12 protein-coding genes are annotated in these 25026 nt (G+C 48.8%); 2 read left to right on the forward strand and 10 right to left on the reverse strand.

Going from position 1 to position 25026, the window contains the following annotated elements; translation table 11 throughout:
• Positions 1-100: 100 nt before the first annotated feature.
• Positions 101-1753, reverse strand: coding sequence for a sensor domain-containing protein (locus tag GIW82_RS06940; RefSeq protein WP_154749122.1), 1653 nt, complete (start codon positions 1751-1753; stop codon positions 101-103).
• 1358 nt (positions 1754-3111) lie between these two features.
• Positions 3112-5469, reverse strand: a complete 2358-nt coding sequence (locus GIW82_RS06950; protein WP_154749124.1) for a bifunctional 2',3'-cyclic-nucleotide 2'-phosphodiesterase/3'-nucleotidase — start codon at positions 5467-5469, stop codon at positions 3112-3114.
• Positions 5470-5751: 282 nt separating this feature from the next.
• On the opposite strand from GIW82_RS06950, the gene GIW82_RS06955 reads away from it, so the two are divergent.
• A complete protein-coding gene (locus GIW82_RS06955) occupies positions 5752-6837 on the forward strand; it encodes an S-layer homology domain-containing protein (RefSeq protein ID WP_154749125.1) in 1086 nt (361 codons plus the stop codon).
• Positions 6838-7366: 529 nt separating this feature from the next.
• Here GIW82_RS06955 and GIW82_RS06960 read toward each other — a convergent pair.
• From GIW82_RS06960 to GIW82_RS06975, 4 genes are all read right to left on the reverse strand, one after another.
• On the reverse strand, positions 7367-10975 hold the full coding sequence (locus tag GIW82_RS06960) for a S8 family serine peptidase (RefSeq protein WP_370456117.1): 3609 nt from the start codon (positions 10973-10975) through the stop codon (positions 7367-7369).
• 346 nt (positions 10976-11321) lie between these two features.
• Positions 11322-12320: an acyltransferase gene (locus tag GIW82_RS06965; RefSeq protein WP_154749641.1), complete on the reverse strand. Its 999-nt coding sequence runs from the start codon at positions 12318-12320 to the stop codon at positions 11322-11324.
• Between the two features lie 285 nt (positions 12321-12605).
• Positions 12606-13583 carry a carbon-nitrogen hydrolase family protein gene (locus tag GIW82_RS06970; protein ID WP_154749126.1) on the reverse strand — a complete coding sequence of 326 codons (978 nt, stop codon included), beginning with the start codon at positions 13581-13583 and terminating at the stop codon, positions 12606-12608.
• Between the two features lie 103 nt (positions 13584-13686).
• A complete protein-coding gene (locus GIW82_RS06975; RefSeq protein WP_154749127.1) occupies positions 13687-14034 on the reverse strand; it encodes a hypothetical protein in 348 nt (115 codons plus the stop codon).
• Between the two features lie 302 nt (positions 14035-14336).
• Between GIW82_RS06975 and GIW82_RS06980 the strand changes: the two genes are divergently transcribed.
• Positions 14337-15278 (forward strand): nuclease-related domain-containing protein, encoded by a 942-nt coding sequence (locus GIW82_RS06980; RefSeq protein WP_195913972.1) that lies wholly within the window; start codon positions 14337-14339, stop codon positions 15276-15278.
• Positions 15279-15797: 519 nt separating this feature from the next.
• Here the strand turns inward: GIW82_RS06980 and GIW82_RS06985 are convergent.
• The 4 genes from GIW82_RS06985 to GIW82_RS06995 form a co-directional block, all read right to left on the reverse strand.
• On the reverse strand, positions 15798-20336 hold the full coding sequence (locus GIW82_RS06985; RefSeq protein ID WP_154749129.1) for an endonuclease: 4539 nt from the start codon (positions 20334-20336) through the stop codon (positions 15798-15800).
• A gap of 114 nt (positions 20337-20450) precedes the next feature.
• Positions 20451-20618, reverse strand: coding sequence for a hypothetical protein (locus tag GIW82_RS06990; RefSeq protein WP_154749130.1), 168 nt, complete (start codon positions 20616-20618; stop codon positions 20451-20453).
• Positions 20597-20728, reverse strand: a complete 132-nt coding sequence (locus GIW82_RS14975) for a hypothetical protein (protein WP_255475133.1) — start codon at positions 20726-20728, stop codon at positions 20597-20599. The genes GIW82_RS06990 and GIW82_RS14975 overlap by 22 nt, the downstream gene beginning before the upstream one ends.
• A 1025-nt stretch (positions 20729-21753) precedes the next feature.
• Positions 21754-24744 (reverse strand): S-layer homology domain-containing protein, encoded by a 2991-nt coding sequence (locus tag GIW82_RS06995; RefSeq protein WP_195913973.1) that lies wholly within the window; start codon positions 24742-24744, stop codon positions 21754-21756.
• Between the last annotated feature and the right edge of the window lie 282 nt (positions 24745-25026).

Consider the following 25026-nt stretch of genomic DNA (forward strand, 5'->3'; position numbering starts at 1 on the left):
TATCCTCCCCTTCTAAAGGACTAACAAACTAATGACTTAATAATCATATTATACTACACCAGAAGGGCAGAAACTAGTATTTCCAAAAATATTCAAGTTCTTAAGTACCTGCTATTTTCTTATTTTTCGAATCATACATCGCCATGTCCGCCTGCTTCAAAAGGGACGAGACTGTTTCATCTGCAGGCACTGCGAGGACAAGTCCGATGCTGATATTGACATTGACCTCGAAGTCTTTGATGACGATCGGTTCTGCGACGATGGCGTGAAGACGGCGGATCATCGCGTCTTTCTCCATTGCATTCGTGACGTCGTGCAAGACCATGGCAAATTCATCTCCGCCGAGACGCGCAGCCAAGTTATCGCCTTCCATGACATCTGCAAGCCGCTTGCCGAATTCTTCGATGACCGCATCCCCCGCCTCGTGGCCAAGATAGTCGTTGATCAGTTTGAAGTCATCGATGTCGATGATGCCGATCGCAAGCGTTTGGTTATTCAGCATCGGGTCATCGATGTAGTGCTGCAGGTGATCTTTCAGCTGGCGGCGGTTCGGCAGCCCGGTCAGGGAGTCATGGAACGCATAGAAGACCAGCTCCTGCTCCCGTTCGCGCTGGATCGAGACATCTCGCGCTATCGTCACCATGTGGACGAGCTCACCGAAATCGTCGAACACTGGTGTGCCGCGAATTTCCGACACGCGCCACCCTTCTGTCTTATGGTAAATACGCGCTTCCGACACGAAGCTCCGTTTCAACTTCACCGAGTCCTTATATGCAGTCTCGAGCGCTTCGACATCTTCGGGATGAATCTTCTCGTACTGCAAACTGCCGATGTAATCTTCGCGCGAATAGCCGTATACTTCTTTGCACGCAGGCGAGACGTAGACGATCATCCCCCGTTTATCGAGCAGGAACACGACATCGTGCGAATTCTCGGCGATGATGCGGAACCGGCTTTCGCTCTCGATGTACTGACTCGCCATCTGATCGAGCTCGGTCATGTCCTTGAGGATGACGTACCAACCGACGTTCGCGCCTTTCACTTCGACCGGTGCGACAGAAACGAGCACGCCGATCTCGTGGTCGCGGCTCTTGATGCTGACGCGGAAGTCTTCCGCTTTGTAGCAGTGTCCTCCGTGGAAACAGCTCCGGGCTTTTTCCTTGCCGTCTATAACCAGCTCTTCGAAAAATTCGACGCCAAGCAACTCGTCTATTTTGTAGCCAAGCATCTGTGTGACGGTCTTGTTGATCGAGACGATCTTGCCATCGAGGTCGAGCGAGAAGATGGCGTCTTTGTTGTTGTCAAATAGCGAACGGTAACGTGAACGACTTTCTTTCAGCCGCTCCGACGCATCTTTATACGCGCGCTGGGCAATGCGCGCTTCCGTCATGTCCTTGACGACTTCGACGATGTGCGTGCAGTTGCCGGAGGCGTCGAAAAACGGGATCAGCCGTGCTTTGGCGAAACGCTTTTCACCCGATACTCCGTAGTATTCGTCTTCGAGCACGATGGATTCTTTCCGTTCGATCGCCTGTTCATAGTTTTGCTGCAGTTTTTCGGCGAATGGTGCTTCGTGCACGTCTTGAAGGGTCTTGCCAAGATGCTCTTCCTTGATCGGCATCTGTGCGAGCGCCGCTTCGTTGAAAAAGGCATAGCGAAGAACCGACTCATCCGTATATTCCATGATGAATACGATGTCGTCCAAGGCATGCAGCAAGATAGCGTCTAGTGGAAGTGGCTTGATTACATTCATAGCAAAAAATCCTTTCCTGGTTGCTCGGCTTTTCAGATCCACGAAAGAGTACCACCCATCAAAAAACACTAAAGCATGTTGCGGTTGTATAACGAGGGGGAGGCTTGGGGGATCTAAAGTGTGCTATTCTTCTTATATTCTCTTCCATTATAATGCATTTTCTTAATTAATATAGGTTAAAGTCGAAATTTTCTTCAATTGGTCATAGGTTATGGGAGAGATTATGGCAAGTTGGAAAAATGCGTTTGAGAAAGTGAGATTGGGTGTTGCTTTAATATTTGCTGCGGTGATTCGAGTGTCGAATGGAAATTCGCTTGCGGCTTCGGACAGGGCTCCCGTGATAAGCCAAGCTGAGAATCGCTCCTCTTATCACTCCGCCCAGTCCACACCAGCCACTTCGCTGGTGTGTGGGTGCAGTGGTGGTGTTGTGGCAGCTAGCGTTTCATTTTAATTCGGGCGTTTCATATTTGTTTGGCGGCTGACTGCGTAGGCCACTGGGGTTCTAGTGCCGATGTGTGGAAAAGTGATTCGGGTGTCGCGTAGAAATTCGCTTGCGGCTTCGGACAGGGCTCCCGTGATAAGCCGAGCTGAGAATCGCTCGTCTTATCACTCCGCCCAGTCCAAACCAGCCACTTCGCTGGTGTGTGGGAGAAGTGGTGGTGTCGCGGCAGCTAACGTTTCATTCTAATTCGGGCGTTTCATATTTGTTTGGCGGCTGACTGCGTAGGCCGCTGGGGTTCTGATTTGGCGAGTGAAATTTATTGAAAAACAGCGAAATGCGATATGGAATGCGTGAAGTGCGATATGAACTGGCTGAAATGCGATATGAAGCACGTGAAGTGCGATATGAACCGGGTGAAATGCGATATGACATGCGAATCGCGAGTTCGAGCCCATGAAGCGCGAGTTGGATCACCAAATCCACTAGTAATTTTCCTCCTGAACTCCTTCCCTACCATTCGTCACCTTCTGATAGAACGAAAAGAAGGTGACTTATGCGCGGATCATCCCACTCGCCAACATTCTACACCTCTCTCCTTCTTGAACAAGCTGAGCCGGAATGGAGGAGTAAGCACGTCGGAGGAGAAAAGCTAAGGCGAGACCCCGCAGGTTGCGCGAGCAGCCGAGGAGGCTCGAGGGCAAAGATGTGCTCCTGCATCGCTGCGCTAGCTTCGTCGCAAAGACATTGACCGAATTTCATTCGGCCAACATCTTCTCAGCGCCTCCAACGTGCGAAACTCCGCAATGCAGGTCAGCCCTCGCCCCTTCATCACTAATCCCACGAGAAGGTGCTCTCTTTTTGAAAACAGTAAAAAACCGGAAAGGCAGCCGCCTTCCCGGTTCATTCGTTGCTATTTTTACTCGATGACGAGGCCGTATTTCGCAAAGCCGCTCTCGAGGTCGCTTAGCCATTCGATTGTGCCGTTTTCTGGCATGAATGGTTTCGCGCGTCCAGATGTTTCGAAGACCAGTTCCGGCGTGCCGTCAACCTTCGCGAATGTCCAGTTGCCGTCCGCTGTCGGGTTCACTGTGCCTTCTGCGACCATGTAGTCTTGTACGGCTTGACGGTTCTCGTATGCGAAGTCGATGGCTTCAAGTGCGTCGACTACGCCCGGGAAGTTGCCCGTCGCACGGTGGTTGTTCGTGACGACCAGGAATTCCTGCTCGTCCGTCACTGCTTCCCCGTCGTACATCAAGTTCTTGATGCGGTTCGCGTCTGCGTTGACAAGTTCGCCGTCCGCATTGTATTTCGCTGGTTCCGTTACATCAATTTCGTAAGTGACGCCGTCAATGACGTCGAAGTTGTATGTGCGGAAGTCCGGGTTGATCAAGTTCTGTTCGCCTGTCGCTGCCGAATCGATTTGGTTGAACTGGCCTGCCGCCATTTCCAACCAGTCTTTCAGGCTTGCACCCGTTACGCGCAGGACATACATTGTGTTGTCGTAGACGTAGAGGTCTGCAACGTTCTTGATGGCGATTTCGCCTGTGTTGATTTCCGTGTAGTAATCCGCTCCGTTACGTCCGCCTGCTTTGAACGGTGCGCCTGCAGATAGCAATGGCAAGTCCGCATTTTCCGTGCCTGCCAGTTGCTGCTCGGCGTACCAAAGCTGTGCGTTCGTGACGAGCTGGATGGATGGATCATCTTTCACAAGTGAGAAGTAGCTCGTGATCGGTGCAGTCGTCTCGCCTACTGGTGAGTTGACGTATTCGATCGTTGCCTCGTGTGCTTCTTTCACTGCATCGATGACAGTTTGGTCGACTTCATCCGTTTCAGAATCGATTTTGCGAAGCTGAGCTTGTTGTGAAACGACTTCCCATTCATCGCCTTCTTGAGATAGTTTCAAGTCGATGACACCAAGGTGTGAACCGAATTTACCTGGCATGACGACTGGCGTGCCGTTGATTGTGCCTTGTTCCGTGTCAACTCCGGCAAGGTCGCCGTATGAGCCTGGGAACAGGTCGTGGTTGTGGCCAGTGATGACTGCATCCACGCCTTCAAGTTCTGTCAGTTGGTACGTGATGTTCTCTTCGCCGACTTCGTGGTTCTCGTCACCCATCCCTGAGTGGGAAAGAACGACGACGACGTCTGCCCCGGCCGCTTCCACTTCAGGAAGGAACTTCTCGACTGTTTGGACTGCATCTTCTGCAGTCACGTGGCCTTCAAGTTTCGCACGGTCCCATTTCAGGATTTGCGGAGCAACGATGCCGATGACACCGACTTGGATCGTGTGTGTCTCGCCTTGGCCGTCCGTTACTTCTTTATCGATGATTGTGTAAGGCTCGAAGCGGTTCTCGCCTGTCGCTTCGTCGTAGACGTTCGCGTTCAAGAATGGGAATGGTGAATCGTCGATGACTTCGTCCAAATACTCAAGGCCGAAGTTGAATTCGTGGTTCCCTAGAGTTGTTGCATCAAAGTCCAGTGCGCTAAGTGCTGCGACTGCCGGGTGGATTTCGCCTGGCTGCAGCGGATCGACGACGACTTTGTACGAGCCGAACGGCGTCCCTTGGATCAAGTCCCCGTTATCAAACAGAAGGTTGTTCGGGTTTTCTGCACGTGCTTGTTCGATCAATACCGCTGTCTTCGCCAGTCCAAGTGAGTTGGACACGCGGTCTTGGTAGTAATCGTAGTTCACGAAGTTCGTGTGCAGATCCGATGTTCCGAGAATGCGCAGTGCTACGTCAGCCGAATCGACTGGTGTGTACTCGCGAAGTGTACGCGCGATGATCGCTGCCATCTCGCGCGCGGAAATGCCTTTCGACGGTTTCACTGTGCCATCGCTGTAGCCGAGCAGCAGGCCGATGCCTGTTGCTTCCGCCAAGTTCTCGCTTAGGCTCATGCTCAAGTAACGTCCGTCTTTGAATTTCGACAAGATCGAAGTCGGGTAGACTTCTTCTGTCTCGACTGCACGGGCGGCAATCGCGAAACCTTGTTCGCGCGTCAGCATTTCATCCGGCGCGAACTTGTCCTCGCTCTTCCCGCTTGTCAGTTTCAATTGGAATGCAGCTTCGACATATGGTGCCAAGTCTGCATCCACGTCCGTGAAGGCGATGCTCGATCCGTCTTTCAACGGCAAGTCCATCGCTTCCACTAACGACTGGATAAATTCTCCGCGGCTTACTTCATCCGCTGCGCTTGCTGGTGCCGCTGTGAACAGGCCGCTCATGACAAGCACTAGTGCAGCCAAAATCATGGCCGCTTTACGATATCCTTGCATTTCTCCAGCTCCTTTACGAAATGTTTGTTCAATTCCATTATATCGAACCCTTTTCCCTATTGATTGTGACAGAAGTTGTGTCTTTAGACGGGACTAATAGCGTTCTAAAATGTGAAAATTTGGTGATATATTGCGTGCCAGACACCAAAGTGCCAGACACTTTGGTGTCTGGCACTTTGGTGTCTGGCACTTTTTTGGATTCCCGCAGGTTTTTTGATCCGTTTGGCGAATTAATATTAGGAAGAAGCAGTATAGACAGATGGAACGGAGGAGATTGGAAAGATGAAGAAGTTTTCTTTCTTGATGAGCGGGCTGCTCGCAGTGAGTTTGTTCGCGCCGCAAATGCAGGCCGCCAATGATTTGCCATCATCGCACCGTTTTTACGAGGAAATCGGTTACTTGATGGACCAACGCATTATTTCGGGGTATGACGACGGCACGGTGCGGCCGGATCAGACCGTGACACGCGCGGAAGCCGCCATCATGATCGGCCAGCTGAAAGGGCTCGACGGGACGCAGCGCGGGACGAAATTCACAGATGTGACTGCCGGACAGCGCGCGAGCGGATTCATCGCATCTGCGGAGCAAGCCGGATTCATGAATGGCCGCACGGACGGCACGTTCCAGCCATATGCGCCGATCACGCGCGGCGACATGGCGATCGTCACGGATAATGTGTTCGACTTAGCGTTTATAGCGACGAGCTACTTCACGGATGTGTCGCCGAATATGCGTGCATACGACGCGATCAGTAGAATCATCGGCGGAAATATCGCAACCGGTTATCCGGATGACACGTTCAAGCCGAACCAAGCGATTACGCGCGGACAGTTTTCTGCATTCCTCGCGCGTGCTTTGGAACCTCGCTTTAAAAACGACACACACCGCGCAGGCACATTCTTGCGTGACAAGACGAAAACATATCGCTACGCCGAAACGAGCGGCACTTCCGTCCACACTTACGAAGACGTGCCGCGAGTTCAAGGCCTCGAGATGGGCTTCATGTGGGTGACGCGGAATCCGGCGACGGGTGACACGACCTATTACGGCGATGCGGAAAATCGGAGCGGCTTGTACCTCTTGTATCCATATTCCGAAGCTGACACGGACTTGATCTTCCCAGCCGAAGTCGGCAAGAAATTCAACGTCGGCTCCGAGTTCCAGCCTATGCACCAAATCACTGCGGTCAACGTATCCATCACTACGCCGTACAAAACGTTCACGAACGCTATCGAAGTAACGGTCCCATACGATCCGGTATTTCACGAAAGCGGCGGTTTCAAATACTATGTCGCCCCGGGGCATCATATCGTGAAAGTGTTCGATTCGAATGGGAATGTCGTGCAGGAATTGATCGGGGTTGAGTGAATTAGAGAGAATGGAAGCACCTGCCTGGGGCGGGTGCTTTTTCATTTTAAGGGTTTTCGGGTTTGATCCTAGCGATTGGATTGGATTGGAGCGGTACGGTGCAGGCATATCGCATTTCACCCCGTCGATATCGCACCTCACACCTCTCATATCGCACTTCGCTCACGCCATATCGCATTTCGTCCGCTCAATATCGCATTTCACCATTTCCCCCTGAAAATGAGAGCGAAAGCGCGACACCGGGCGGCGATTTTGACATAGGGAAGCATCTGCTAGCGCAGATGCTTATTTCATTTTAGAGCTCCCGGGTTTGATCTGGAAGTCGGCTTTGCTAATTGTTGTGCTGCGCAGCAGTGATATCGCACTCCACAAGCAGGATATCGCATCTTACCCCGTTCATATCGCTTTTCGTGTCCCAGATATCGCACTTCGCACCATTCATATCGCATTTTGCGGTTTTCCAGTTTGATTCGAACACAAAAAGCCCGCCCCCCGGATCACTCCGGAGGGCGGGCTTTCAAGCTTTCGCTTATCGAACTGTTACTTCAATCGTAGTTTCGTATCCTTCGTAAGAGATTGTGACAGTTGTCGTGCCACGTTTCTTACCGATGAATGTACCGTTCATGATTGAAACGATACGTGGATCAGCAGAAGAATATTTCACTTTGCTTGTAACATTAGACTCTACAACAGTTCCGTCTTCGGCAACTTCACGAAGTGTTACTGTTACTTTGTCGCGTTTCAATAGGCGCAATTCCAATTCTTCTTTGTCTACGAACAAGCCTTCCTCAATAACCGGAGCAGCTTCGACTGTTACGCTGACTGTTGTTTCGTTACCGCCATAAGCGATCGTGATTGTTGTCGTACCTTCTGCGATTGCAGTGACAACACCGTTTTCAACAGTGGTTACAGAAGAATCTGCGACTGTGTACGTTGCGTCAGCTGTAACGTCTTGCTCGACTGTTTCGCCGTCTGGGAATACAGTCGTTTCAGTAACTGTCAAATCAGCTGTTTCACCAGCAGTCAATGCCAAGTCACCTGGTGCTGCCGTCAACGTTACTTCCGGCTGCGCCACTTCTCTTTCGAATACAACCTGTTCTGCAGAGTTGCCTGCAGCGTCAACTACTGTAACTGTTACAGAAGTTGTTTCAGCCGTTACGTCAAACTCGAATGATCCATCCTGGTTCAAGTCGAATTCTACCGCTTCGCCTGCTGTTTCGCCTTCAGTTGCAACGTATGAAGCTGACAATTTGTCGTTCAAGTCATAGTCAAGGCCGTACAAGTACAATTCTTCGTTGTACTCGATATACTTGTCTGTTACTTGTCCGGAAACTGTGTCACCTTCAACTGCTCCGTCGATGACAGGGTCCGTTGTTTTCACAACAACCGGTCCGACGTAGTCACCGATATAACCAGAGTCCGTCGATCCTGTGAAGTCAATTGTGTATAGACCATCAGGAATCGTCGATGCAGCACCGCCGCCCCATGGCTGGTATTGACCAGTCAGGTTCAGTGAGTAGCTGCCTGCAGCCAAGCTTTGACCAAAATGCACATAACCGATATAACCGTCTCCGAACTCGCCGCCTTCAGGATTCATGATATCCCACAACTCGATGTAGTTTGTTCCTACATCACCAGTCAAAGTGAATGTAAGTCTTGCCGAGTCGTTGAAGCCGTCTCCATCGAATGATAGATCTGTTTTGTCAATCGCCATGTCTGTAATTTCAGCTGTTGCTGCACCACCGAAATCAGCTGCGAATGGAAGAGAAATTTCAGTGTCGCCATCAGCGATGACTACATAACCTAAGATTTCATCTCCAGTTTTAGCTGCTGCATTTTGATCAGCGTTCAACGTGACAGTCAATACGACTTCACCGTTTGCATCAAGTGCAACAGATGATTGATCGACTACGACTTCTGCGCCTTCATAAGCAGAAGTTGTCAGTACTTCTACGCTGTAGTCACCGCCGTTGCCAGCCATGTCTGTAACGATTACTTCTTTAGAGACAGAAACGTCTCCAGTAGTGATGTCTTGTGGTCCGAAAGTGATTGTCCCTTTGACGTTGTCGACGATTTCGCCGCTTTGGTCAAGGATTGCAGTGTCCTGTGCGTAAGCAAGAACTTCTGGGAATGCTGCTGCGTAAGCGTTCACGCGTCCAGCACCTTGTGCAAATACGTCATACTTCTCAGTGTCCAAGATTTCCGCTGTGTTGGAAAGCGCGACTTTCACGTCAAATGCATCCCACTCAGGGTTTGCCTGAATTACGAGTGCTGCAACACCAGCAATGTGTGGAGTTGCCATTGATGTACCTGTTTTACGAGAATAAGCTTCGTCGTAAACCGCATCAGGGAAGTCCGCTTTGTACATCGGGATTGTTGACATGATGTTCGTACCAGGTGCAGATACATCTGGTTTGATATCGAAGTTCGGTGTAGATGGTCCGCGTGAGCTTGAATCGTTCACGTCGTCACCAGTAGTCATTGAAGATGTAACGTTTTCGAATGATACTGTTCCTGCTGCATCTGCAAGAGCTGCGCGGACTGCTGCGCCGTCTTCAGTTGCCATGTCAAACGTCGGAAGGAATTCGAATGCATCGCCTAGAGATACTACAGCCGGGCCAGTTCCCACGTTGTTGTGGACCAATAGACCAACAGCGCCAGCATCTTTAGCCGCTGCAATTTTGTCGACGAATGCAATTTCGCCACGTGATACAAGAACGAATTTGCCTTCAACATCAAGGCCGTTGTAGTCAGCAGGTGTTCCGACTCCCGGAACTGCAACTAGATCGAAGTCGCCTTCAAGTTGTGTTTCAAGGTTTGCACCGAAAGTTGTACCCATCAATGCAACGTTTTTAGAAAATTCGTAGTCGCCTGCTGCAACGTTGACAATTGCAGAGTACATCGCTTCAGGGTTTGTCGTGTTCCCTACAGCGATGCCAAGGCGTGCTGTAGCTGGTGTACCCATTGTGCCACGGTTCGGGCCTGAGTTACCTGTTGCAAGTGCTGCAACAACTCCAGCCATCGCTGCGTTGTTGATCGCGAATGAACCTGCATCAGTTTCAGAGTTCGCTCCGCCACCTAGTGACAAGTTGATAACATCCATTTCTTGAGTTACTGCTTCTTCAATTGCAGCGATGATGCCTGCAGTTGAACCACTTCCGTATGCACCAAGCACGCGGTAAGCGTAAAGATCGACTTTAGGAGCGATCCCTTTGATTCCGAATTCGTTCGCACCGATTGCAGCAATCGTACCCGCTACGTGCGTACCGTGGGAAGTATAGAACGAGCTTCCGTTCGCGTTGAATTCAGGAGTTCCTGCAGCGCGTTCTGATGGCAATGTTTCAGAAGCATCGTCTTCATCGCGGTCTCTGCTGTATTTTGAATCGTGCGGTACGAAGTTCTTCCCGCCTTTGTAGATGCCTTCAAATTCCGGGTGGTCAGCATCGATTCCTGTGTCAAGAACCGCCACTTTCACGCCTTGGCCTTCAAGGCCAGCGTTCCAAAGCTGATCGATTCCAAGGAAGTCATTGCTTGTGTTCATCGCCGGAGAATATGTAACTTCTTCTTTCACCGGAGTAAGCGTTTTGTTTTTCAAAGATTTCTTCGGTACTTCAGCTGCATGAACTTCTGTGTTCGGCTCAACTAAAGTAACGCCTTCGACTTCAAGAAGTTTCTCAACGTCTTTTGCTTTCAACGTACCAGCGAAGCCGTTTAAGACTGTGTTGTAAGCGAAAGTTTCGTTGAATTTGATTCCTTTTTTCGTAAGTTCTTTCTTAACAAAGTTTTGCTGAGTGTTGATCGCTTTCAAAGCTTTCGTTTCTTGTGCTTTGTTGAATGCTTTGCCGTGCGATTCAGCAAGACCTTTCAATAGACTTGGTGAGTATTCAGAAAGGTGGACGATTACGTCTACTTCTTTCTCGCCTTTAAGATTTTTCAGCTCTTCGTGAAGCTTAGGCTGACCTTCTGCAAGGTTCATTTGTTCCGCAACAGCTGTTTTCAGCTCCACATTTGCAGCGTCTTGTGCTGCCTTGAATGTGTTTTCCGCTCCGTTAGCCGCTACTTGGAAAGGCGACAATAGAGAGAGAACCATGATGAGCGCTGCTATGCTGCTTAAGAACTTGATTGACTTGTTCTTCAATGCTCATTTCCCCTTTAACAATTTTGTTCGTGCAAATCAGAATTGCCCGACAAATGAATCATATCACAAACGTTACGAATCGCGAAAGAATATTTTTACTTTTGAATCATTTATTAAAATAACATATCCTACATTAAAATTAATTTACAAATGAATCTGCATACTTAATCATAAATTTTGGAGGTTCTTTTACATTTTCGCTTATCTTTCAGGAAAACTTATAGGTCATGAGTTGTTCATTTTACTAATTAATTCCAATCTAAGGGAGTATTAGCTCATTTTTGAACTGAATCAGTTTGAATAATTATTCAACACGAAAAGAAAAGCAATCGCGCGCTCCGATTGCTCACGGTATTACTTTATTAGCATAAGGAATTCGCTGAAGCCCTGTCACAATGCCTAAACTTAGGATAAATATCAAGATCCAGACGATCGGGACCGCAAGCAGTGGATTGAACATGGTTTCATTAATTCCGAACCATTTATTCAAGTAGGTTTGGACGAGCGGATGCAGAACGTATATGCCAAGTGTCGCCATGCTGATCCGCGTGATGATCGGGTTCGGCCGAAGCTTCGGTTCGAGTGCCTGAAAGCCCGCAAACAGAAATAAAGTGATTAAGACATTATTCGGACGATAATGTTCATAAAAGAACTCATCCAGCTCACCACGCGCTTCCGTGAGGGCCGCTGTGCCCCAGACGGTTGTGATATATCCCGCCACCGCAAGGATTCCGAGAGCCGGTAGCCATTTTTTCGGGATTGGATAAAGAACGAGATACGCACCAAGCAGGAAATAGCCGATATACGGTTCGAATAGGCCTGCTGAGAACGCCGGCTCGAACTCCAGGAACTTCGGAACGAGCGGCATCAGGACCGAGAACACGACCCAAAATCCGAGAAAGATCTGGAACGTCGCCTTCGACATGTGATCGACCAGGATTTTCAGGAACGGTGCCATCAAGTACAGGCCGAGAATGACGTACAGGAACCACAAATGGTAGTAAATATCGTCAGTCAAGAACAGGATGAACATTTCTTTGATGGTATATGATTCTTCAAGCTCCCACTTGTTGTAGCCTAAGTAGATTGCGCTCCAAAAGAGGAGCGGAATCAGCACTTTCGACACGCGTTTCTTCAGGAACAGCGGCGTCGATTCCCCTTTCCGCCTTGTCAAAAGCAGCGCCCCGCTCAACATGAAAAAGACCGGCACGCACCAGCGCAGCGCCGAGTCGATGGCATTCGCATAATGCCACACCCATTCATCAGGTGTTGAGTTGTTCAGTATTTTGGACGCCGTATGTACTCCCACGACGACGATGATGGCTAGCGCCCTTAGCCAGTCCATGTAAACGTGTCGTTCCTTCACGCTCTTCCCCTTCTTTCCATAAACCTTCTGTGTTCTTCCTTTCCCTTTGACGGGCAGTGTGAAACCGATGATTCGCGCTGGGGTGGTGTCTGGCACCGAAGTATTGACTTCCCCTCCATTTTGCTTTATTATAAAGAACGCGATGAGCCCGTTTGCATAAGTCGCCAGGCATTCCTTTCGGGGAGCACGACCGTGAATCGTGGCCTGGGCGCCGCAAACTTTCGAAGACCCGCTGCCGTTTCGGCAGCGGGTCGTTTTGTTTTTTTATCCCCACTCCACCACACGCTGCTTCTCTTCATTCACCGTGAGCTTGAATACGTCCGGCCGCGCGTAGTGACCGACGGGATCGAAGTCGAAATGGCTTTCGGCGATACGATCCAGGTCGAGGTCGGCGTATAGGATCGTTTCTTCGCCGAAGACCGGTTCCACGATGTAGTTTCCGAGAGGGTCGACGATGCAGCTGCCTCCGCGCGTCATTTCTTCCGGAAAGTCAGCGAATTCTGGTCGCTCTGCAATTTCTTTCGGGTACATGCTTTTCGTCGAGTATTGATTGCATGACAGGACGAAGCAGCGGCCTTCTGCTGCGACGTGGCGCACAGTCGCATGCCAGGTGTCGCGGTGATCGGCAGTCGGCATGACATAAATCTGCACACCTTTTGCGTAGAGCGCGGCGCGGGCAAGCGGCATGTAGTTTTCCCAGCAGATGAGTGCGCCGATTTTGCCGTAAGGCGTGTCGAATACCGGAAGCGTGCTGCCGTCTCCTTCTCCCCAAATCAGACGTTCGGAACCGGTCGGCTTGAGCTTCCGGTGTTTGCCGAGCAGTTCGCCGTCTGGACCGAAGAATAATGCCGTGCAATACAATGTGCCGCCCGAGTATTCCTGATCCTTTTCGATGACGCCGATGATTGTGTACGCACCTGCGCGTTTAGCTGCTTTCCCGAGCTGCTCGGTTTCCGGTCCTGGCACGGTGATGGAATTTTTCCAGTATTTGAGGAAATCTTTACGCCCCGCGTCGCTTCGGCTGCCTACGACGGCGCCGAACGACATGCCGCGCGGATACGCAGGGATGAATGCTTCCGGGAACACGACAATTTTTGCGCCGCCCACTCCTGCTTGCTCCAGTAGATCGATTGCTTTCTCGACTCCTTTTTCTTTGTCCATGACGACGGATCCTGCCTGGACGACCGCTACTTTTACTTGTCTCTTGTTCTCCACGATGGGTTCCCCCTTTTGAAATTTCATGCATCTTTAGTAAAAGATTCTACATACTTAGTAGGAAGCCTGCTTTTTGCGCAAAGAAAAACCCGCATGCAGCGAGTGCACGCGGGTTTCCCTGTTTTCAATTTCACACTACGTGGTTGAACGTGTACGTGACTGGTGCAGTTGTGCCGTCTGCGAGTGGCAGGTCGACTGTGATATCAACTGTTTGGTTCGCCATCAGTGAAATGAACATTGCTTCTGCTGCTGCTGCAGCACCTGCAGCGACATTTCCTTCTCCGTCAGAAATCGTGTACGCCGTTCCGTTGACAGATAATTTCTCAATGCCTTGCTCAGCCAATGTTACGAAGAACCCTGTGCCTCCCACATCTTCCGGGTCAGGAAGTGGACCTTCTAATGTGAACGTGTTGTCTTCAGCTGGATCTGCCACTACGTCAACGCCGAATGCTTCAGCGAGACCTGCAAATCCATCCATCTCTTCTTCGAACCGTTCTTCAGCTTCTTCTGGTGTCTCTGGTAATCCATCGCCATTCCCGTCTTATACCGCTCGTCTCTTTATGTCGCAGCTTTCGTTCCGGGCCTACACCGTACAGGCGACTTTCATCGCATACGGCGTGCCGTCTGTTTCTCTCTGTTTTCCCTATAATCAGAATATTAACATAAATAAGGAGTGACTACAACAGATATGGTTGTTACATTTTTGTAAATCCCGTTATGAAGAAAATTGAGTTGCTTTTTACTGGTGAAAATCTATACTGAGGAAAAGGAGGTATGTTGATGTTCATAAAGGAACGTGTGCGACCGGTGCAACTCGATTTGTTGCCCAGTTTATTGAATCGGCTCCCAAGCTCCCATCCTGGATACGAAAAGGTGCAGCATCATCTAAGATCGATCAATGCCGGCTTTGGCGGTGAGCAGTATGTCGATGAGCGGCTCCGCCACATGAACTGGGACGTCCCCCATTTCATCGTCTGTGATTTGAATGTGGCATCGGGTCGGACGTTTTGCCAGATCGATACGCTCGTCTTCACGCCACATTATGTGCTGGTGCTCGAGGTGAAGAATTTTTCCGGGACGCTGCAGTTTCAGGGGAACCGCTACCAGATGACGCGCATTACACGCGAGGGCGACGAGGAAGGTTTCGATTCGCCCGTTTCGCAGGTGCTGCGTGCGGTCAAGGAAGTCCGCATCCTGCTTCGCAAAGCTGGCCTGTCCTTACCTATTTTCAGCGCGGTTGTCCTTCCGTACGCACGGACGATCGTGAAAGGCACCACCGACGACGTACCGATTGTTTTTTCTAAAGCACTTCCACTTTTCATCTCTAATCTCCCCACTACCAATCCCCTAGTGGCTACGGAAGATCTTCAGTTCGCTGCTGAAAAAATCGCATCATTTCATCAACCATTCATTCCAAAGAACTTTTCTTCCCGTTATGAATTTACACTGTCAGATTTGCGCACCGGTGTGATTTGCGCTGACTGCGGTCGGTCAGCAGCGAAGCAATCCATCCGGGCGCACTATTGTCACGCTTGCCAAATGCCGATACTTGATGGTTACGTCAGCGCGCTCCGGGACTGGCGCGACTTTATTTCGCCGCTGATTAGAAGTTCTGAGTGTCAAACTTTTCTCCAATTACCCAATAAAAATGCCACTTATTATGTCTTGAAGAATTTGGCCGAGCGAATCGAATATGGACTCTGGCGAATAAAAGAGTTGTGAATGAAAAAAGCACCTGCTGCGGCAGGTGCTTTCCTTATGGAAAACCGATGTCTGGTGGCTGCTTGATGCCTCTGAGCGGGGGTGGAAATGGCGAGTTATTACTTTGAGGACGTGAGTTATTACTTGAGTGGTGCGAGTTATTACTTCGCGTGCTCGAGTTATTACTTCGTCGCCTCGAGTTATTACTCCACCCTTTCGCAGGGCACTATACTTTGATCAGCCCACAAGCCCTTATGATGAAAAAAGCACCTGCGACGGCAGGTGCTTCCCTTATGTCAAAATCGACGCCCGGTGTCACGCATTCGCTTTCGTTTTCTCGGAAAAAGGGTGAAATGCGATATCGAGCGGGCGAAGTGCGATATGAAGTGAATGAGATGCGATATCCGAGGCGTGAGATGCGATATCGATGAGGTGAAATGCGATATGCCCACTCCACGCCACTCATTAAGATCAAAAGCCACCCAAAAAAGCGGAAAAAGCACCTGCCGCGGCAGGTGCTTTCCTTACTTCCTAAAAAAATCAGTTCGCGTCAAAGATCGATGCTGCCCATTCCGGGTGGTCAACGAATGGGTTACGGTTGCCTTGGAAGTCTTGGATCTTGTCGTTACGGCTGCGTTCCCATTCATCGACAGGATCTTGCTCGTGCCACTCAAGAAGCACAGAAAGTTTGCCATGGTATGGGTTCTTGCCGTTGTTCAAGCGATCGTTCAATTCCAGGTCAACTTTGTCGCCTTGTTCGTAGCGGACTGCCATGTAGAAGAGCATGCGTGCTACGTCGCCTTTGACAGCGTTCGGTGGCTCCCATGACTGGCCGTTGACGCGTTTACACTCGTCACAGCGTGGAACGGATGAACCGCCGTTATCAAAGTCGAGGTTGCCGCGTGAGCTGTTCACTTGTACGTCAGTTGGACGCAGGTGGTGAATGTCTGTACCTGGGCCTTTGCTTGTGCCGAAGTCACCATGGGATTTCGCCCACGTGTGCTCGCGGTTCCACTGGCCGACGTTCCCGCCGAACATTGATTTCGCACGTGATTCGCCTGAGTAAAGAAGGAGAACGTTGTTCGGGTTGTTCGGGTCTTCATCTGTTACTTTCAATGCATCACGTGCTTCGCTGTATGAAAGCTGTCTGTGGTCGTCGATGATTTCGTGTAGAGCGTCTTTCAATGCTTGGCCTTCTTTGCCGTATGCGTCAGCGTAGTATGGGTTGTCGCCGGGTTCAGAAGCTTCCGGTGTAACTGTTACTGAGAATGAAGATGTGACGGACTCTTCGCCGTCAGTTGCTGTAACGCCGACGATGTGCGTGCCGACTTCAAGGTTCAAGGATAGCTTCGAACCAACGATGCTTCCTTTCGTTGCAGTGAATGTCAAAGCATCGCCGTCCGCATCGTTGAAGTAATCCTTCAATTCATATGTAAGCGTTTCGCCTTGTTTCGCAGTTACATTCAAGAACGGTTTTGTTGCAGTTGGTGCGGTGTTATCAGAAGGGATTGATGGAGAGCCGATTGGCTCTCCATCAATCGTGTAAAATTTGATTTTGTCTGGGTCTGCGCCGTTGATGTATTCGATTGTCTCAACATTTTCAGCACCGCGGATTTCAGAAACATTCGGTCCGTCGATAACGACGTGTCCTACTTCAGTTCCTTTGAAATCGATGATCGCGCCAGCTTCTTTCGGGTTGATCGTCACTTTCGTGTCAACTAATCCTGCTCCGTGGAACTCAGCGTATTTCCCAGTGAAGAAGACGCCTTCTGTGATTTCAGAAGCTGCATCCAATGTGATGGAAACGCTTGGACGACTGATTGAAAGTTTCTTCGTCGTCAAGTTCGTGTATGAGTACGAACGTTCCGGCTCGATCGGTGTTACTGTGTCGTCTCCGTCATCTCCACCAGCAGTCAAGTCTACTTGTACCATCACTGGATCGTGGTCACTTGCGCGTCCCGCCATATCCGTGAAGTCTGCGTTGATGTGAAGAACGTCAACTTCTGTGCCTGCTACCATGTTGTTGGATACAAGGATGTGATCCAATACTTGTGAGTTCCCTTGGTAAAGATACGTGTAGCGGTCCGCTTTTTCCACGTGATTGATCATGTTCGTCATCAATTCACCTTCGTGGATTTTCAGTGGGTTCGCAAATTGGAAATCGTTGAAATCCCCTACAGAAACGATGTTCGCTTCCGGATTGTCCTGCTTGATGTCTTCTACAAAGTCGTAAACGATCTTCGCGATTTCGTTACGTTGTTTCTCACTGCCTAGTACTGGTGGCTGTTGTGAACCGAATGTCGGTGTGTCGCCACCTTTAGAGTTCCAGTGGTTCGCGATTACAACTACGCTCTCCCCTTGGAAATCGAACTGTGCTGCAAGTGGCTTACGGCTTGAATTGAATGCTGAGTTGTTCGGGTCGATGCGTCCTGGGTTGTGCGTCAACTGTCCGTCAACATAGTCGACAGCTGTTGTAGCAGAACCTGGGTTCTCGCCGCCTGTTACTGACACGCGATCAGGGTTGTAAAGGAATCCGACGCGGATGTTCGAGTTCGGCGCGCCGCCGTCTTCGTTATTGACCGGGTCAACGTTCAAGTATTTATACTCGACGCCACCAGCATCTTTGATCGCTTTGATCAAACGCTCGTAGCTTTGTGCTGCTTCCGGGCCGCCTGCATCCTGGCCGTTGTTATCTTGTACTTCCGTCACGCCGATGATGTCCGGATTTTCCATGTCTTGAGCAAATGCACGAGCAAGTTTCCGTGCTTTGTCATTCGATGTGGAAGATGTGTTGTTCGAGAAGTTCTCCAAGTTATAAGAAGCGATTGTCAATTTGTCGTCTTCTTTAACGATTGAAGTCGTTTCAGGCGTTGTGTCGCCTTTCACTTTCTTCGCTTTCATTTCGTTAAGAGATGTGAAGATCTTGTAGTTCTGGAATGAGTATCCGACGACACCGACGATCGGGCCTTCGAACTTATCACCAGTCGCTACTTCAAAGTCGCGTGCTGCACCGTTCGGCTCAAGGCGGAACTGGATGCGCTCTGGGTTTTGGTCGTTTTCTTCAAGAAGCAGACCGCCGTGGATTGTGTCTGTTTCCATCCCTTCAAGAACTGTGACAAGGTCACCGTGCTCTTGTGGTGCAACTGCTTTCACTGTGCCTACTTCAACGCGCATTGCTTCAAGGCTTTCCCAGAAATCGATTGCGTCCGTCTCAGGGTTGAAGACTTCAAGGTAGTCGCTGTCGATCGCTGTCGGCATGTTGCTTTCAGTAAGTACAAACGGCTCAGGAAGTGTTACGCCGCGCTCAACAATTTCGACGTTTCCGCCGCGGTCGTCACGCACGTTGATCTGAGTCGTTTTCAAGTCTGTTTCTTGACGATCGCTATAACCATCGATCGCATACTCGCTCACTTGTCCGGTTACGGATACAAGATCGCCCACAGAGACAGGCCATGCTTTGTTGCCGCTGTAAAGTGTGATCGCTTCAGATGTTTTTGGATCGTTGTCTGCTAGCGCATCCGGTGTTTGGATGTGGTAGTAGTTCGCGCCGTTCAATACGTAATGGTATGTCACGACTCCTTCGATGCCTTCCACTGTCTGGCCATCGAATGAAGAAGTGTGGCTTGCGCCTTGGATGTCATGGATCTGAAGGCTATCCGTCAGTTTGTAGTCATATGATCTTTCATCGCTGAACGTACCATCTGCTGCTTTCGCAACTGTTTTCAGCGTTGTGTCAGCTGAGATTGTGAATGGTGCAGTATAAACTGTTCCGTTCGTTTTAGGATCGCTGCCGTCCGTTGTGTAAAGGATATCCGCTCCGCTTGTCGATGTCGACAATGTCACTTCTACGCTTCCAACGAATGTGCCGCTGCCTGGTGTTGCAATAACCGGCTGAAGAATCGAAGCATCGGCTACGATATCTGCTTCAGTACGTGGGATTACTTGATATTCAGACTCGAACTGCTGCACGATTCCTGTGATCGAGTCGTAGTTCATGCCGACTTCAAGGCCAAGGGAGTTGTTCTCGTCACGAACTAGGAATTCAACTGTTCCATCGTTCGCTGTGAAGTTCGCCCAGCCGCCACCGTCATTCACGCTGACCAATTCAAGGTTCTCTACTTTAACAAGCTCTGATTCAGTTTCTTCGCCAACTTCTGCTCCAGTCACAACTTGTGCTGCAGGTTCGCCGACGTTTCCACCTTTTTCGACAACAGTCGCGCCATCAAGCTGAAGCAAGCCGCGGAAATCCGCAAGCGTCCCAGTCAATGTCACTTCTTCGCCGACAGTCAAGCCAAGGCTTGTCGGACGTACTGCAATCCCGCCAGTCGCATCTTGTACGGAAATCGTGTTTTTCAAGTTCGCTGCAACGACACCTTTGATCGTGACGACTTCACCAAGAGCAGAGTTGCGTGCATCTTCGATCGAGATGATGTCACCTGGCTCGTCCGGATCGCCTGGGTCTCCTGGATCAGGATCGCCTGGGTCAGAACCGTCCATTGTGTGGGAACCGAGATGGTCGAATGTGTTACGTGGGTACGTAGTCCATTCTGTAGCCGGATCGAATGCATCATCGATCACCGTGTCACCAGCTGTAACGTTGGCGTTACGTACAAGCGTTACGTCTTTTTTGTTCTCAACGCGTGCGCCTACTTGTCCAATCGAGTCAATCACTTCGCCATTTTTACGCAAGACAACCGGATCGTCTCCGTTGAAGTTGATAACCGTTGAGTCGGCCAAATCCCCTACAGCTTTAATCGCATCGTCAGCATCGTTATGGTAAGCGACGAATGTTTCCCCTGGAGCTAGTGTGCCAGATAGTGAAAGCTTTTGGTTCGCAGCATCTGCACCGTTGCTATGTAGTTCCAGCGTATATGCGCTCAGATCAACCGCGCTGCCAGTCCCATTGTAAAGCTCAATCGCTTTATTAAAACTGCTTCCTTCAATATACTCAGAAATCAGCAAATCTGACGCTGCTGTTGCAGCTTGAACAGGTGATGGCATCGCAGGCAACACAAGACTCGCTGCCAAGCCTACCGATAATAAGGCATTAAATGGTTTCTTGAATTTATTTTTTGCCATTGCTTGTTCGTTCCTCCTCATATTGGACAGAATAATAACCGGCAATGCATAGCTGTTCTTCCAGCGGAGAACTGCATTGCCGATTCTTTCGTTCACTGGAGAGAATGATGGTTCTTAGAAAATAATTTCGCCATCAACAATCACATCGACCAAGTCTGCATCGCCATCAAAGCCTGAAAGGTCAAGATCGCCTTCGACTGTGATGTTGTTCAATTCCAGCGGGACACCAAGCGTGCCGCCAGTGATTGTCAACGTACCTCTTACTGTTGCATTTTCCAGCAACGCAATATCTTCGATGTCGATTGTGACATCCCCGTCAAAAATATTACCGGAGAAATCATCTTCACCGATCGGTCCACCTGGTAGTTCCGGATCTGGATCTGGTTCGCCATTCCCAACTTATGCCGCTCTTCTCTTTTTGTCGCGGGTTTCGGCCTGGGCCTACACCGTACGAGCGACTTTCATCGCATACGGCGTGCCGTCAATAGCATGTCTTTTTACTTATTCCCTACTACAACTGTACGTAATAAATCTGTCACAGTCAATGAATTTTAAATATACTTACAACGAATTTACACAAAATTCATAATCGCCTAGTACCGTCGTTTTACTTTTTTGAAATTGGTTACATTTATAGGTAAATTGGAGTTGAAAGTAGTCTCTCTCGTTAAGATGAACCTCCTCAACAAAACCACCCACGAGAAAACATTCATGAGAATCGCCGCAAGAGAGCACAAAAAAAGCCCATCACACGAATGTGATGGGCTCAAAGGGTCTTGCATTCGAAACAAATTTTAGGGAAATAAGTTTCAGAGAGTGCTACAGACTGGGTTTCTTCGCTCCTGCCGGTTTTCTCCTCTCTGCCCATTACTGGACAGATCCAAACGGCCGGCGATCGACACTACTACAAACCCGCTGCCATCCTGCAAACATCATAAGCGCTAACACGCCTCCGCCAGCAGAACTTCAAACGTTCCATTTGATTGATCCCTTCGTTTAATGACCTTAGGCTTCCACTATCCAGGAACAAGAACGCCGGGTTTAACAGTTCGAATTATGCCCAGCGCCACTGATCATTCCAAATCAGTAGATCAAAAGTGAGCCCCTGGCTTACTTCGCACAATTGACTACCTTGTCCTGCCTACATGGATTCGTCAACCTAGCCATAATCATTTTTTAAAGAGCCCCGCCTCACCTTGTGAGTACGACTTTACCTGACTTCGCCCTTTTGGACTGTTAGATCCGCACCGGACGCAGGAGGATTAGGCTGATGATGGTTGAACTGTTCTCAACGACCGGAACTTCCCCGGCCAATTCAATCAAATAGTTAGAATGAAAGCCCCTGACGAGCAGGGGCTTCTATTCCATTCTTTTCACTTCCGAAGAAGCTTATAGAATAACGTTTCGTTTAGTTTTATTAAGGAGCTACTGTTCCAGCTTCATCTTGAGTAACCTCAAGTTTACCAGAGATTTCAACTCCGTTACGGGAAACCAATTCTTCAGAGATGTTGATGACGTTGTTGCCGTCTTCATTCAAGTAGCCCTCTGGAAGTGAGATTGTCACGATGCTTAGGTCATCATTTACTTCATCTTCAGACAAAGCAATTGAAGTACCTTCTGGAAGTTCTTCGCCGTTTACTGTGTAGTTTGAAAGGTTCAATGCGTTAGCAGTACCACCTGTGAAACTTACAGCAGCAGTGAAATCAAGGATGATTTCATCGTTTGGCACATCGAAGTCTACACCATCATATCCAGCACTGAATACCTGGAACACTTCTGGAGCAGCTGGAGTTGGGTTGATTGTGAATTCATCAGAAAGAACTGTTGTAGCAGCGTTACCGACATCATCAGTTACATTGCGGACAACCAATTCCCACTCAGTGCCATAGCCTGAGTCAACTAAAGCTTGAAGTGCTGTTTCGCCTGCAGCTACATCTACGATAAATGCATTGTCTTCAGATGTGTCAGGAAGTACGAAGTCTGGGAAGTATCCAAGGATATCTCCATCAATCACAACAGGGTTTCCTGCTGCATTAGTACCGCGGAATTCAACAACTACTTCAGGAATTCCTGCGTCTCCTTCTTCACCTTCGCCTTGTTGAAGAACTGAAGGAGTATCAAACACATCTAGACCAGGAGCTTTAACAGGCTCGTTGAATTCAACTACATATCCAACATAGTTGCCGGCTGCATCATCGTAACGGTATACATCGTTAGAAATTACTGGGCTAGCAGTATCGAATGTGTTCAATGGCGAGTTACCTGCGTTCAAGTCAAGGACTTGACGTGTATTGCCAAGCAGAGCATTCAATGGGTTTGTTACCGCATCAGTTGCAATCACTGCGCGAACTTGGAAGTTTGTGTAGTCGAAGTCTTCAGCAGATACTTCTACTCCATCTTCGTCTACTTCTGCAACCATTTCATCTACAAATTGAGTCCAGTCCTGGTTCAATTCGTAAACATATTCGCGATCGTTGATAGTAGTCGCTACAAAATCGACACCTGCAGGGAAAGCTACCCATTCTCCTTCAGAATCTACATCCGGATTGTTGTTAGGCACATAGTACTGGAAAGCCACTTCTTCAGTATCAAAGCCGTTAACAGGGATGTTCCAATTCAAACGAACTTGTTCAGGAGATTCCACTTCAACAGTAGCTGCCGGAGCAGTGTTGAATGCAGGAACTTCAAAGTTTTGAGATTCGCTAGTCATAACGTTTCCTGCATAATCCTCTAAACCAGATACTTGGATAGAGCTGTTAGCTGCAAGCAAGTTACCAACAGTTACTGTAATTTGATGGCGGAAATCGCCTTCGTTTTGGTCAAACTCTCCAACTTCAATTTCTTCAACTGAAACTTCTTGACCATTTACAGTGATTTGTGGATTTGCCGCATACTCATAAGTAATCGGCTCTGAGAAAGTCAAAGTTAATTCATCGAACGCCGTCGGTGAAACTTCCACCTTAGTCAGTTCTGGGTTGCGGCTGTCAGTGAATGTGAAGTATTTACCAGAAAAGTCTAGTGCTTCTCCAAATCCATCCATGAAGGCAGAATCAACAGTAACGCGTGAGTTAGGAGTCAATGCTGGGTTAACGCCATCATTATCCATTACATCAAGGATCGCAATCAAAGAGTTTGGATTTTCAGGGTTCGGAATCAATCCGCGAATTTCACGAATACCATCATTTTGATAAATATCTAGTGAAGCGATCCCATCAGTAATGTCTCCATCTTCTCCACGGAATACTACGTTATCATCAGCATCCAGAACGTATCGACCATTTTCCATCTCAAGATACATAGCTGGATTTACAGCTTTATCGAAGTATAGAGTAACGCGGTCAGCTTCGTTCGACTCAGCAGTCAATAGTGAAGGAACAGTTGTTTCGTCCACTACTGAAGATACTGGAGTGAAGTCGATTGTGCCAGATGCAACAAGGTTACCAATTTCGTCGTGCCACTCAGAATCAGCAGCTGCTTCGATCAATTTACCTTGAACAGTTGCAGTAAGCTCTGCCATTGTGTACTCAGAAGTCAATGTCACGTTAGCAACACCGTCTTGTACTGTTACGCGGTCTTGGCCAAGTGTACCGTGTGAAGTTGTTACTTCAAGAACGATATCGTCAGCGTCAGTTGCAACTGCGCCATTTTCATCGCGTACAGTCAAAGTTACTTGCGTGTTGTCTGCACCGTTACCGACTAGTGAAGATTTACCAAAAGTCACTTCAAGAGTGTGTCCAAGAACCGGTTCTGGATCTGGTTTCGGTTCTGGATCTACTTCTGGTGGGGCAATAACATCTTTAAGAGCATGCAACCAGCGAGCGAATTCACCGCGAGTGATGTTGTCGCCAGTGCCGAAACGAGTTTCAGACTTACCGCTTGTTACGCCGTTAGCAACGAGTTTCTCAACTGCGTCCATGTAACGATCGCTAACATCAGTGAATCCTACTGTCGTATCTTCATCAGCTTTAAGTTTGAAAGCGTTAGCGAAGAAGATTGCTGCTTCACCACGAGTGATGTTGTCGTTGAAACCGAATTGAGTTGGAGTTTTACCGTTAGTAACGCCAGCATCTTTCAACGAGTTAATCGCCAAAGCACCACGTGTAGGTACATCAGAGAAACCTGAAGCTGGAGCTGTTTCGTCGTTCAATTTAGCAGCGTTCGCTACCATGATTGCAGCATCTCCACGGATGATTGCATCAGAGATACCGAAACGAGTTTCAGTTTTACCTTTAGCGATGTTCTGTGAAACGACGAATTCAACAGCGTCTTTGTATTGTGGAGCTACGTCCGTAAATGCTGCAGTTGATACATCGTCAGCAAATGCTGCCGGTACTACTGCAGTTGCTACTAGTGTAGCCGTTGCTGCAGTTGCAACAAACTTCTTGTAAGACTTTGGTTGGTAAGCCATGTGTGTAATTCCTCCCTGTTTTGGTGTTGATTTAAAGAGATGATAATACATAATTTAATACCCTGGTCTCTGCGTTTCTCCGCTTGTTCAGATTCGCTCATAATAAAATAACGATTTGCGCGATAATTTAGGATGATTGAATGCGGACAAAACAGTCAAAACGGCAGAACTAATCAGAATATTAAACTCCTTTACAGTTTAACAAACAAATACAAAATTTCAACTCTTAATTGTATTTTGTGTCCGATTAATTACACTAAACACCAAAATTGATACGATAGT

The organism is Planomicrobium sp. YIM 101495, from assembly GCF_009707665.1.
Taxonomy (GTDB): Bacteria; Bacillota; Bacilli; order Bacillales_A; family Planococcaceae; genus Planococcus.